The sequence below is a fragment of the Methanothermobacter sp. EMTCatA1 genome (assembly GCF_002356395.1).
Lineage (GTDB): Archaea > Methanobacteriota > Methanobacteria > Methanobacteriales > Methanothermobacteraceae > Methanothermobacter > Methanothermobacter thermautotrophicus.
Genome location: NZ_AP018336.1, coordinates 983,551 through 996,301, shown reverse-complemented (window position 1 = coordinate 996,301; position 12,751 = coordinate 983,551). Strand labels below are relative to the sequence as shown.

The following is a 12,751-nucleotide window of genomic DNA, read 5'->3' as shown; positions in this document are numbered from 1 at the left end:
ATTTTTTAACGGTCCCGGACTAGAGGAGGAATATAAAAGAAGGTTTTTATTTTATGACCATGATTATGTCGCCGGTCTCAACCTTTTCACCCTCAGCGGTGTATATCTTCTCAACAACACCACCGTGGGGTGTCTGGATATCGTTCTCCATCTTCATGGCCTCAACAACCGCGACAACGTCCCCAGCATTCACCTGGTCGCCCTCACTGACCTTGAGCTTCACAACCATACCCTGCATCGTGGACTTAACTGCACCCTCAACATCCACCGGTTCGGGTTCAGCTTCCTCGATGGTCATGTAGCCTGTGGGGACCACCTTGACCTCGAACTCGTCACCATCGACCTCCACGTGGAAGACGGTTGGCACCTCACCTGCCGGGGCCATCTCCTCTGCCGGGGGCTCCAGGGGCTCCTCCTCGATTTCACCCCTCAGGAATTTAGGTGCAATGGCAGGGTAGAGGGCGAGGGTCAGTATGTCCTCCTCCTTCTCTATTATGCCCATCTCCTCACCCCTCCTCCTGCACTCATCATACTGGGGTTTGAGGATGTCCGCTGGTCTGCAGTCGATGGGTTTCTCATCGCCGATGACCTTCCTTGCGACCTCCTCATTTAATGGGGCAGGGGGCCTGCCGTAGAGTCCCCGGAAGTAGTCCTTCACCTCATTGGTGACCATGCTGTACCTCTCACCGCTCAGGACGTTCATAACGGCCTGTATACCGACTATCTGGCTGGTTGGGGTTACAAGGGGAGGGTAGCCCATATCCTTCCTCACCCTGGGCATCTCCTCGAGGACCTCCTCATAGCGGTCCAGGGCGTTCTGCTCCTTGAGCTGCGCAACAAGGTTTGACAGCATACCCCCGGGTATCTGGTATATGAGGACGTCTGTGTCGATCTGCTCGGCTATGGGGTCGAGGATGCTGCTGTACTTCTTCCGGATCTCCTCGAAGTACTTCTTGATGTTCTTCAGGATTCCAAGGTCAAGGCCCGTGTCGTAGGGTGTGTCCCGGAGTGCAGCCACAATGCTCTCTGTGGGTGGCTGGGAGGCACCCCAGGATAGGGGTGATATGGCGGTATCAAGTATATCAACGCCGGCCTCACAGGCGGCATAGTAGCTCATGGGTGTCATTCCACTTGTGCAGTGGCAGTGAAGGTTCACCATGAGGTCGGTCTCTTCCTTGAGGGCCCTCACGAGTTCGTAGGCATCATGTGGAGATATTAGGCCGGCCATGTCCTTTATTGCAACGGAGTCACATTCAAGGGCCTCCAGTTCCCTTGCAAAGTCCACATAACTCTCAAGGGTGTGGTAAGGGCTGATGGTGTAGCAGATGACTCCCTGCACATGGGCTTCCTGTTCCCTGGCGACCTTTATGGCGTACTCCATGTTCCTTATATCATTGAGGGCGTCGAATATCCTGAAGACATCAACGCCGTTTTCATAGGACTTCTCAATGAACTTCCTCACTATGTCATCGGGGTAGTGCTTGTACCCCACAAGGTTCTGGCCCCTGAGGAGCATCTGTATCGGCGTCCTTTTCACGTGTTCCTTAAGTTCCCGTAGCCTCTCCCATGGATCCTCATTCAGGTAGCGTATGCAGGTATCGAAGGTTGCACCGCCCCATGCCTCCAGTGAGAAGAAACCCACCCGGTCCATTTCCTCTGCGATGGGTATCATGTCACGGGTACGGAGGCGTGTTGCAAGAAGTGACTGGTGCGCATCCCTGAATGCTGTTTCAACGACCTTTATCCCTTTCATCGTGACCCTCTCATGAGATCAATTAGATTCTTTATATACATAGTAGGAACTTCCTTAAATACACAGCAGATGTATTAATTCATCAGAACTCTGTACTACACCGTAATAATGGTTATAAGGGATGAGGTTCTAATCCTAACCATCAAATTTACATGGAATTTTAAGGGAGAATCAAAAATGGCAAAGATAATCATAGATTATGATGAATGTGATGCATGTGGAGAATGTGTTGATGTATGCCCGATGGAGGTACTCATAATAGTTGATGGTAAGCTCGAGGTCCAGCACCCTGAGGAATGCAATGAATGTGAGGTGTGCATGGACGTATGTCCAAACGAGTGCATAGAGGTTGAAGAGGACTGATTCCCTTACAGCCCCTTTATTTATTCCTTATTTCTGTATATAATAAATTCCAGTTAAGAAGATTTTCAGGGGTTTCTAAAGTTTTTTTGTATGTATAGAATCAGGTTAAGAAGATTTTCAGGGATTCTAAACTTGTATTTTTAAAAAGGAGAATTCTGTGGAAGGGATTATTTCTCCCTTTCACCGGCAATGAATTCATCCACCATACGCGCTGCCACGTCGTCAGTGTACTGGACCGGGGGATGCTTCATTGTATAGGATGATATGGAGGTCAGGGGCCCACCGATACCCCGGTCAATGGCCAGCTTGCAGCACCTTATGGCGTCAATAACACAGCCCGCAGAGTTGGGGGAATCCTCAACACTCAGCCTGAGCTCAAGGTTCATGGGGACGTCCCCGAAGAGCCTGCCCTCCATCCTAAGGAAGCAGATCTTGTTATCCTTCTGCCAGGGTATGTAGTCACTTGGCCCTATGTGGATGTTCTCATCATCCAGGCGGTCCTCACCAAGTATTGACTGGACAGCTTCGGTCTTGGACTCCTTCTTTGAGTCCAGACGGTCACGGTTCAGCATGTTGAGGAAATCAGTGTTCCCACCAGTGTTTATCTGGTAGGTGCGGTCGAGTTTAACACCCCTCCTCTTGAAGAGGTTTGTGAGGGTCCTGTGGGTTATGGTGGCCCCCAGCTGGGCCTTTATGTCATCACCGACTATGGGTATGCCCTTCTCCTGGAATCTGGCAGCCCATTCAGGGTCACTTGCAATGAATACAGGCATGTTGTTTATGTAGGCTACCCCCGCCTCAAGGGCACAGCGGGCATAGAACCTTGCGGCCTCCTCTGAACCCACCGGCAGATAGTTGAGGAGTATCTCAGCCCCGCTCTCCCGGAGGACCTCAACAACATCCACTGGTTCTTCATCCGCAACCACGAAGGTCTGTTTTTCAGGGTAGTCCTTCATGTGGGGGGCCACACCATCAAGGACATGCCCCATGGACACCTCAACGCCCATCTCCGGGACGTCATCGCAGAAGACTGCTGTACAGTTTGGTGGGGCGAATATGGCCTCACTCACATCCCGGCCAACCTTCCTTCTATCAATATCGAAGGCAGCAACGACCTCAATATCGCCGGGTTCATAGCCGCCTATATCCCAGTGCATGAGACCTATCGAGTCACCGGCACCCTTATTACGGTAATAGTATATCCCCTGAATCAGGGAGCTGGCACAGTTTCCCACACCTACTATCGCGATCTTTATCTTATCCAATTGAAACACCTTTCAGAGACTTGTGATAATCATAAAATCAAGGCTATAAATTGATCAACCTACTTTTTAAGATTTGCATATTAAACTATTAAATGTTTCGCCCTTCCCTGAAACCTCTCAATTGCATAGGAATCTGTGCACTCATTTTATACGTCCTGATGAAGGGATAATCACAGAAGCAGAGGATTAACGCTTCCAGATCAGTAGAATATGAGGCTCACCCTTATCAGGAGGAACAGGAGCCACATAAGTAGCGTGAAGGGACCCCTGAATCTCTGATAATCTGGGAGGGCTGCATTGAAGCGCCAGGTTAAAATTATGATCAATATTAGAATGAGGTTTTCAACGTTACCCAGTATGTTGAGGGGGTTTTTAATGTAGGTGAGTATCCAGGCAACGGCCGTCAGGATGACCCCGGCCCACCCAAGCTTAACAAGTGGCCTGTAAACATCCTCTGATCCGAGTTTCAGCCGTGAGAGTAGCAGGATAACTGTGAATGATCCCATACCCAGTATCATGCCCAGGAACTGTGTGAAGAGGAGAATGACCGGCACCTGGAATATCTCTGATTTAAGCACCGGGAGCAGCACCAGTGCCTTCAGGGACTCATCCGGTGGGAAGGATTCAATGCTACCCACTGCAAGGGAGAACTTTCCCCTGTTTGCGGGACTGTATACCTTCAGCAGGTATGTGCCTGCAGCAACGGTACCATTGAACTCCGGGCCCTTGAGGTAGTGGTCGCCACCGAATTCTTCAAAGTAGGGCTCCCAGGTGCTGATGTTACCTCTGAGGGTCCCTATGACCTTACCGTCACCCCTTACTATGTCCACATATACGGGCTCTGCATCTGGGGAGTAGGGGACGAGTATGTTCACGTATAACCTGAAGGGCCTGTCTGACGTTATCCTGAAGTAGACAGGTTTTCCCTTCAGCTCACCGTAGAATGCCTGTGAAACTTCAGGGTTCTGTACAATGACCTCGTCTGACCCTGTCACCAGCCTCGGCTGATGTGAGTATGCAGCTGAGGCACAGGTAATGGTTATGAGTACGATGATAAACAGAACCCAGCCTCTCATGTTAATATGTATGGAGATATGATTTAATAAATATCACGGTGCGGATTCTTTTTGTCATATATCATCCCCCCTTTCTCCGATAAGATATTTAATGAATACCGGTCCATAGCGTCAGGTGGCCTGGATGGCAACTGATGATGAGGCATGGGTCTCAGAAGAGAAAAGGTAGAGGTAAGCTAGCCCCATTCACTGTTAAAAAAATTTGAATTCCGGTCCTCAATGCACTCCATGGGGCCAGTTTGAGATTTGAAGTCACATAATCGCCGGATTCCATGCAGTCCCAGGGTATTCAGGCATATTCATCCGCTATTTTTGAGAGACTGAGATCCCATGATCTTCAAGGCTTTAGAGGTTAGAAGCCAGCTGAAACCTTAGTAATTAAATTAACTCCAGCCCCTTCAACTGAGAATCATAGGAGCCCTATCCTGGTCGGCGGAGATCAGGGTTACAGTTATGTACCTGCTGATATAAGAATGATAGATGATGAGACTATCAGACCAGAATAAGGTATCCATAGTGGCGGGACTTTGTCTGGTGGGATTAGTTATTGTACTGAAGAATCTTCTTCTCATCCCGTCAGATATCCTATCCAGGGATGTTCTCATCTATATAATCATCTACTGGGCATTCACCGTCATTCCAGGAAGGAGAGGCGAGAAGGGATCAAAATATGATCATCCTTTATACTGGAGCTTGCTCATAATTTTAATTACATTAGTTATAATTACCATGTACATGATATGAGCGCATGCTTGCAGCTACTAAGGGAGTGCTGAACCGGTCACCTGAGTTCCAGAGCTGCTTTGTTTTCAACAGGTTAAGCAGGGTAATGTTTGATGCCGACCACAGATCTTTTTAATCAACCTCGATGACGGTTCCTGTTCTGAGCGCATTTACATTACATGATCTGCCCAGAACTTTAAATGCCTCCTCTGAGGTGCAGTGGCCCGTGTAAATCTTTCCAACCTCAAATTCCTGGATCTCACTGGCCACATACACTGCATCCCCTGAGATATGGAGGCCCCCCACGACCATTCCAATCTCCCTGTCAGGGAAATGGTCCCGCACAGTGCCCAGTATGTTCAGTATGCCATTATGTGAGCAACCGGTCACAACCGTAAGCCCACCCGGACCATCAATGACAAGGACCAGTTCATCATCGAAGGTGTCGGGAACCAGACCCGGCGCTGAATCCATGAAGAGGGTCCTGTTACCCAGGGGTCTTCTGAATGGACCGCTGAAACCCTTCAGGATGGTGTAGCCATCATGGATCACAGTATCCTCATCAACGAGCCTTATCCTGGGATCTGTTATCTTCTCAATTCCTATGAACCTGTCAGCACCATCCTCAACGGCCCATCGCCCCCTGAACGCTCCTTCACCGGCTAATACCTCAGCGTTTTCATTTATCTCCATGAACTGGGTCAGGCCGCCGCCATGGTCATAGTGTCCATGGGAAAGGATGGCCAGGTCCACATCCCCCAGGTCAACACCAAGCAGCTCAGCATTCTCCATGAAGAGTCCGCTCTGACCGGTATCAAAGAGTATGTTCACATCACCCTCAATGTGGAGTGACAGTCCATGCTCGGCCCGGAGGGGTGGTCTTGCTCTATCCTCAACAAGGCACGTTATCTTCATATACATCACCGTCAAGTCTGTCCAGGATCTCATCAATCCTCCTCTGCACGTCCTCGATGGGGTCCTCGGTGTTTATGATGTACCATCCATCTGCAAGTCTGAGGGCCTTCTCCCGGGTGCTGGTGAGGTCATCGAGGTTTTCAAACATTTCATGTTCATCCCTCTCCATCAGCCGCCTCAGGGACTCCTCAGGGGAAACGTCCAGGAAGAACATGTACTCTGTTGTGGGCAGAACCCTTGATAGCAGACGGTAAAGTACTGATGAGAGGGGCCCCGGTAGGTAGGCGACACCCATGAGGTACCTTGAGAATATAAGTGTATCCGGTCCAGGATTGGAGCGCCAGTGGTAGAGCCACAGGGACCTTATGACGTCCAGGGCGTAGAATATGGCTGCCCTGATGTGGTTAACCTTACCACCCCTGAGGAGGGCCTCCCTGGCCCTCTTACCGTAGGGGTTGTCATCCTCAGGGTGGGACCTGAAGACGACATGCTCACCCCTCTCAAGGTACCTCCTCCTTATCAGCTCCGCGTGGGTGTCCTTCCCTGCTCCGTCGAGGCCGTCAATCACTATGAACCTCAAATCCCCATTCCCCCAAGGAGGATGTATGCTGCAACAGCCCCGAAGCAGGCAGTCAGGTTGTCGAGTCCCCGGGGGGTGAGGGCCTCCAGTACAGTTGATACAAGGGCCACCCCCAGGATAAGGTACGGGGTGAAGCCCTGGGAGTAGTAGGTGAGGACCACGGGGAGCATCACCAGGAGGATGATGAACATCCCAAGTGAACCCTCAAGGCTCTTCTTATCCCCCAGGACACTGAAGGTTGTCCTCCCCAACCTCTCACCTGTCAGGCTTGCGAACCCGTCACCATAGGACATGGCGGCTATCCCTATACCGGTAATCCAGGGGGCCTCAAAGAAGAGGTATGCCAGGATGGTCCAGGATATGGAATAATATACGAGTCCAAGGCCGTGTCCGTAGGATGAGGCACGGTGCTTCACCTTGAGGGGTGAGTAGGGACTTAGGAGGAAGGTTATGAGGATGAAGGGGGCTGCTGCCAGGAATGTTATGACGAGGCGGCTCTCAAAGAGTGGTAATATAAATAGGATGTTCCCAACCATTATATGCACAAACTTTCTGCTCAGATTTGGCCTGTCACCGAGGAGCCTCTCAGATACAAGTAATAAAACTGCAACATATACATATACCATCAGGAGCCCAAGAATGTCACTGCCAGTCATAGGATTTATGAAGTAATTCACGGTATAAGTGGGTTTTGATTTGGGTTTCCGTGTGCATGATGAGATCATGGTTTTATTCACTGATGATTGAAAGATTCTACACTGGATATTCAGGAGGAGTTCATATGAATCCATACATAGAGATACTCAGACCGGTAAATGCCGTCATGGCGGTAATAACAGTTATACTGATGGCCCTCATCACGGGCAGATTCGATTCCGCAGTGCTCCTAGCATCAGCAGTTGTCTTCATGGCTACAGGTGCAGGGAATGTGATAAATGACTACTTTGACCATGAGATAGACGCCATAAACAGGCCCAAGCGTCCCATACCATCCGGGAGGATCAGCAGAGCCACCGCCGGGATTTACTCAGCTGTCCTCTTCGCAGCGGCTTCCATCACAGGATTCTACCTTGGCCTGCTCCCAGGCCTCGTGGTGGTTTCAAGTTCACTCCTCATGGTCTACTATGCATGGAGCCTCAAGAGGAGGTGCCTGGTGGGTAACATCACAATATCATTCCTCACGGGCCTCAGCTTCGTCTTCGGTGGCATAGTCCTGGGGGAGGTGAGGGTTTCAATCATCCTGGGTCTCTACGCATTCCTCATGACCATGGCGAGGGAGGTGGTCAAGGACATGGAGGATGTGGAGGGGGACCGGGCTGAGGGTGCAACAACACTCCCCATAACCCACGGGATGAGGGTTTCGGGTTTGCTGGCAGCGGCTTTCATGCTGATAGCAAGCCTCACAAGCCCCAGCCTCTACATTCTCGGCGTATTCTCGGTTCTATACATCCCGGTGCTTCTCTTTGCAGTGGCAGTTTTCCTCCGGGCCGCCATCATGATCCTCAGGAGTCAGGATAGAGCTACGGCATCCAGGACCTCAAAGCTCATAAAGGTGGGCATGGCTGTGACCTTCATTGCCTTTGCAGCTGGCAGCAGGACCATAACAGCACTCCTCGGTCTTCAGTGACTTCACAGAAAAAATGCACTGCAGCATCACATGTCCATGAGGATCACAAAGGAACCGCCAGCAGTGATTCCATTCACAAAAAAGGTTTAGGGTATGTGAATTGTATGAATCATTAGGGTAGGTGAAGGAGGTAGATGTTCATCCCCCCAACCTTCATTTAAACTCCTTCAAAACCACCCTAACCCTTTTTCTAACATTCATCCCCCTAACCTTTTCCGGGTGGTTATCCACCCGGACAATTAGATTCACTCACCACTCTTTATCCCGACTATATCAACCACTTCAACAAGTTTCCAGAGGTAGGACCGGTCCATCTCCACAAGACAGGTGAGGGGGTCCTCCGGTGAATGTCCAAGGGCCTTCAGGATGTTCCTGGAGAGGCCGCGCTTATCTATGAGGTCAGCGAACATCTCCTTCACGCGCCTCTTTGTTGAGGGGTCCTTCTCCTCCACTATCTGGCCCTGCAGTGTAACGAAGCGGTACTCTGAGAGGTCATCGCTGTAGTGCTCAATTTCAACGGCGACGTAGGGGTTCCTCCTGAGAAGCTCTATCTTCCTGCCGTACCTTGTTGAGAGGAAGTAGAGGTGTTCCCCGTCAAATACGTAGAGGAATGGGGCTATGTATGGATAGTCCCCGTTGAAGGCTATCCTGCTTATGAAGTTCTCTGCTATGAACTCATCATACTCTTCCTTTGTCATGAGTGGTATCTTAACAATGCTCATACTTTCACCTCCCTTATTTAGAAATCACCGACCACAGGGTATCCGGCCCTCAGCCAGGCCCCAATACCTCCAAGGACGGTACTCACCCTGAACCCATGGCTTTCGAGTATGCTCGCAGCTATGGTTGACTTGTAACCGGAGTCACAGTAGATGACAACATCCTTCTCTGGAATCAAATCAATGTTATCTGGCAGGTCACCGACCCAGACGTGTTCTGAGCCCTCAATGTGGAACCGATCCCTGTCTGTGATCTTCCGGACGTCCAGGAGGAAGAAGTCACCCTCCATTTCCCTTAACTCATGGACACTGATGGCATCCAGTTTCTGAATCTCAAGTCCCGCCATGTACCATGGGGGGAATCCACCTGCAAGGTAGCCTGCCATGTTGTCATATCCCAGCCGTATCAGGGACCTCCTCACGGAGTCCACACCCCTCCCATCATCCACTAAAAGTATGGGGTCCTCGTAGTTGAGGAAGTACCCTGCAAAGGCAGCGAATCCGTCCTGCCAGATGTTCAGGCTGCCGGGTATGTGGCCACCGCAGAAACTGGTGGGGTTACGGACATCAACAACCTGTGCGCCCTCCCCCATGAGCTCCCTGAAGTCCTGTAGGGGGAGGGCTTCGAGGTGAGATTTATTAACCTTCACTCCCCTGAGGTTGTTCTCCTCCATCCTCCTGAAGTAGGGGGGAGTGTAGAGCCTCTCCGACTTCTTGTATTCAATGAACTCATCCCTCCCCATCTGGAGATAAGGGTTTGTGAGCCTCTCATAGCCTGCTGTGGTTGTGTCCATATCCCTTATCTCGGCCCCGCACACTGAACCCGCTCCGTGGGCCGGGCAGACCACCACATGGTCCCCCAGGGGGAGTATCTTTTCATGTATGCTATCATAGAGCAATCCAGCGGTTTCAGGGATCTTTTCAGGTCCAAAGAAGTCAACACGCCCTGTTTCACCAGCGAAGAGCACATCCCCCACAAAGACCATCAGACATTCATCAGATATGCTGGTATCACGCACAGCAATGGATATGCTCTCATAGGTGTGACCCGGTGTTTCAAGAACCTCCAGTTCAAGGCTTCCCAGACTGAAGGTGTCACCCTCCTTCACAGGGGTTCCATACCTGAAGTCGAGGGCTGAACCGTGGAGTATCTCAGCATCCACGTGGCGTGCAAGCTCCGCTGACCCGATGGTGTAGTCCTCATTGCGGTGGGTCTCAAAGATGTACCTTATGCTGACACCGTGCATCTCTGCAAGCTCCAGGTAGACCTCAACATCCCTTCTCGGATCCACAACCGCGGCCTCAGAACCAGAACCAAGAAAATAGGAGTTATGGGATATCCCCTCAGATTTTATTATCTCAAATATCATGCACCTCACCCATAATAATTATGGCGCTGATATTATTTAATTTTTTAATGTAACAGAGGGGCTGTGCTGCTGATGGAGGATTAAAAGGTGGATTAATTCATGAGGGTTCCTCAACCGGTTCCAGGGGGAACCTGAGGGCCACCCTGACACCGTCCGAGCCATCAATGGTGACTTCACCCTCAAGCTGTGCGGCCAGGTTCAGCATGAGATCCATTCCAAGACCACCATCCACTGAGGGGTCAAAGGATTCCGGGAGCCCCACACCGTCATCGGCGATGGTGACCTCCATTGAATCACCAACCCGTCTCATGGATATCCGGACCTCACCTGAACCACCAGGGAATGCATGCTTCAGGGCGTTGGTCACGGCCTCATTAACTATCAGTCCGCAGGGTATGGCCTGGTTTATGCTGAGGTCAACGTCCTCCAGTTTGAACTGGAACCTGATGTCCATGGAGGGGTAGTTTGATCGCAGTTCAGAGAGAAGGTCCTCCATGTATTCCCTGAAGTTCACATGTGCCATGTTCTCGGTCTGGTAGATCTTCTCATGGATCATGGCCATGGACTTTATGCGGGTTACGCTGTCCCTCAGGGCCTCGGCAGCCCTGCCATCCTCCAGGTGATACCTCTGGAGGTTCAGGAGGCTTGAGATAATCTGGAGGTTGTTCTTGACGCGGTGGTGTATCTCCCTGAGCATCACGTCCTTTTCATCCAGGGACCTCCGCAGGGATTCCTCGTATTCACGAAGCCTTGTGATGTCGTGGAGCCGTATGAGGAGGGATTCCCTGCCCTCCCAGACGGTATCTGTGATCATCATCTCAGCCACACGGACCTCACTGTCCGCTGTCAGGACCTTAACCTCCTGCAGTTCCCTACTGAGGGGTATGCCTATGTGCTTACCTCTATATCCAGGGGGCCAGTCAAAGAACTTCCTGGCAGCGGGGTTTGAGTAGAGCAGCACGCCCTCCAGGTCAACTATCATCATGGGCTCCGGGCTGTTCTCGACGATACCCAGGAAATTGTTCCTTGAGGTCTCGACCTCCATCTCATGGATCTTCTTATCGGTTATATCCAGGGCAAATCCTCCGACACCCAGTTCACCGCCAGGGAGTTCGACCCTGAATTTATAGACCCCGTAGACTCTCCCATGGACCTCCTCCTCAGTGTAGGATTCACCATCCCTGAGGGCGGCCATGTCAGACCTCCGGCATGCCTCAGCAGCCCTCCTATTCATCAGTTCAGGGTCCGTCTTTCCTGTGACATCATCAACTCCAAAGACCTCTGAGAAACTGCTGTTTGCAAGTATGTACCTTCCCCCTGAATCCTTGAGGAACACAATCCCCGGGTTGTGATCTATGAATGCCTCATAGAGGTACATGAGGTTCTCAAGGGAGCACAGGAGTTCATTCTCCCTGCGGATGTTCTCAAGCCACATGTCAACTTCCATCTCACTCCTCACACCCCTGAGGAGGATTTCCGGTCTGACATAGTAGGGGTTCCTGTACACCATGGAGTTCCAGACCACAAGTGGGTGGGTGAGGAGCACACCCCTGATTATCTCGGGGCTGAAGAGACTCCTCCGGTACTGACAGATGGCCAGGCAGTCTGAGCCGGGGAAGAAGTTGTTCAGCATGTTCTCATATTCAATGAGCCTTTCACTCCCGGGGAGGCCTTTGAGGACCCAGTCCATCTCACCGGTAACCCTCAGGGCGCTGAATCCCTCGGAGACAGCCTTCCGGGTTTCAGATTCAAGGAGGGCTACCATCCTTTCAGGGTCAAAGACCCCGCCATCAGTGTAGGCGTCACTGTCATCCATTATCCTGAGTCGACCATCCGCTTCGAATTCATCCACAGGGACTTCCCTGCCAAGTTCCTCCCGTACCGTGTCAGCGGTCCTTTCACTGCATATGTACAGGCACCTCTCACCCCGCCGGAGGCCATCAACCATGAAGGGGATTAGGGTGTTCCTCCATTCCGCATCGTCATCATAGATGATGCAGATATGGTCCCCGGCCTTCATGTCCCTGATGAGGGATTCCATGTCCCTCTGCCCGGACATCTCAACGATATCACGTATCCTCCTCAGAAACATCTTCATGGCATCCACCTCAGATTCCAAGGAACCTCCTCAGTTCACCTGCATCGGAGAGGTCCCCTATAACCCTCCTCCTGGGGCCCGGGCTGAGCCTTTCAAGGGTGGGGATGGCTATGACTCCGTTCTCCCTTGCAATCCAGGGGCTCTCCAGGACGTTCACAACCTCCAGTTCCACCCTATCATCAATGACCCCCCTGAGGTTTTCAAGTGCCCTCTCTGAGAGGCTATCGCAGGTTACATAGAGGCGCAGCTGGATCATCAGGGA

Annotated in this window: 13 protein-coding genes; 3 read left to right on the top strand and 10 right to left on the bottom strand. The window is 51.3% G+C overall.

Going from position 1 to position 12,751, the window contains the following annotated elements:
• Positions 1-46: 46 nt before the first annotated feature.
• A complete protein-coding gene (gene oadA / locus tca_RS05250; protein ID WP_286708637.1) occupies positions 47-1,753 on the bottom strand; it encodes a sodium-extruding oxaloacetate decarboxylase subunit alpha in 1,707 nt (568 codons plus the stop codon).
• A 177-nt stretch (positions 1,754-1,930) separates the two neighbouring features.
• Here oadA and tca_RS05245 point away from each other — a divergent pair, with 177 nt between their 5' ends.
• Positions 1,931-2,116 carry an ATP-binding protein gene (locus tag tca_RS05245; RefSeq protein WP_048061279.1) on the top strand — a complete coding sequence of 62 codons (186 nt, stop codon included), beginning with the start codon at positions 1,931-1,933 and terminating at the stop codon, positions 2,114-2,116.
• Positions 2,117-2,283: 167 nt separating this feature from the next.
• Here tca_RS05245 and tca_RS05240 read toward each other — a convergent pair whose 3' ends face one another.
• Together tca_RS05240 and tca_RS05235 are read right to left on the bottom strand one after the other, a co-directional pair.
• A complete protein-coding gene (locus tca_RS05240) occupies positions 2,284-3,381 on the bottom strand; it encodes an inositol-3-phosphate synthase (RefSeq protein ID WP_286708636.1) in 1,098 nt (365 codons plus the stop codon).
• A 200-nt stretch (positions 3,382-3,581) separates the two neighbouring features.
• The gene (locus tca_RS05235; RefSeq protein WP_286708635.1) at positions 3,582-4,457 is read right to left on the bottom strand and encodes a hypothetical protein; all 876 of its coding nucleotides are present in this window, start codon (positions 4,455-4,457) and stop codon (positions 3,582-3,584) included.
• 480 nt (positions 4,458-4,937) lie between these two features.
• Here tca_RS05235 and tca_RS05230 point away from each other — a divergent pair, with 480 nt between their 5' ends.
• Positions 4,938-5,201 (top strand): hypothetical protein, encoded by a 264-nt coding sequence (locus tag tca_RS05230; RefSeq protein WP_286708634.1) that lies wholly within the window; start codon positions 4,938-4,940, stop codon positions 5,199-5,201.
• A 111-nt stretch (positions 5,202-5,312) separates the two neighbouring features.
• Here tca_RS05230 and tca_RS05225 read toward each other — a convergent pair whose 3' ends face one another.
• The 3 genes from tca_RS05225 to tca_RS05215 are packed head-to-tail and all read right to left on the bottom strand — an operon-like array spanning position 5,313 to position 7,331.
• Positions 5,313-6,095 carry an MBL fold metallo-hydrolase gene (locus tag tca_RS05225; RefSeq protein ID WP_286708633.1) on the bottom strand — a complete coding sequence of 261 codons (783 nt, stop codon included), beginning with the start codon at positions 6,093-6,095 and terminating at the stop codon, positions 5,313-5,315.
• On the bottom strand, positions 6,073-6,675 hold the full coding sequence (locus tca_RS05220) for a thymidylate kinase (protein ID WP_048175689.1): 603 nt from the start codon (positions 6,673-6,675) through the stop codon (positions 6,073-6,075). Before tca_RS05220 ends, tca_RS05225 begins: the two co-directional genes overlap by 23 nt.
• Positions 6,672-7,331, bottom strand: a complete 660-nt coding sequence (locus tca_RS05215; RefSeq protein WP_286708632.1) for a diacylglycerol/polyprenol kinase family protein — start codon at positions 7,329-7,331, stop codon at positions 6,672-6,674. Before tca_RS05215 ends, tca_RS05220 begins: the two co-directional genes overlap by 4 nt.
• A 125-nt stretch (positions 7,332-7,456) precedes the next feature.
• On the opposite strand from tca_RS05215, the gene tca_RS05210 reads away from it, so the two are divergent.
• On the top strand, positions 7,457-8,302 hold the full coding sequence (locus tca_RS05210) for a UbiA family prenyltransferase (protein WP_286708631.1): 846 nt from the start codon (positions 7,457-7,459) through the stop codon (positions 8,300-8,302).
• A 245-nt stretch (positions 8,303-8,547) separates the two neighbouring features.
• Here tca_RS05210 and tca_RS05205 read toward each other — a convergent pair whose 3' ends face one another.
• The 4 genes from tca_RS05205 to tca_RS05190 all read right to left on the bottom strand — a co-directional run bounded on the left by tca_RS05205 (position 8,548) and on the right by tca_RS05190 (position 12,745).
• Positions 8,548-9,024 carry a pyridoxamine 5'-phosphate oxidase family protein gene (locus tag tca_RS05205; RefSeq protein ID WP_286708630.1) on the bottom strand — a complete coding sequence of 159 codons (477 nt, stop codon included), beginning with the start codon at positions 9,022-9,024 and terminating at the stop codon, positions 8,548-8,550.
• A 17-nt stretch (positions 9,025-9,041) separates the two neighbouring features.
• Positions 9,042-10,391 (bottom strand): rhodanese-like domain-containing protein, encoded by a 1,350-nt coding sequence (locus tca_RS05200; protein WP_115891981.1) that lies wholly within the window; start codon positions 10,389-10,391, stop codon positions 9,042-9,044.
• A 97-nt stretch (positions 10,392-10,488) separates the two neighbouring features.
• Entirely contained in the window at positions 10,489-12,489 is a 2,001-nt protein-coding gene (locus tag tca_RS05195; protein WP_286708629.1) for an MEDS domain-containing protein, read from the bottom strand.
• Between the two features lie 10 nt (positions 12,490-12,499).
• On the bottom strand, positions 12,500-12,745 hold the full coding sequence (locus tag tca_RS05190; RefSeq protein ID WP_115891983.1) for a circadian clock KaiB family protein: 246 nt from the start codon (positions 12,743-12,745) through the stop codon (positions 12,500-12,502).
• Positions 12,746-12,751: the final 6 nt, after the last annotated feature.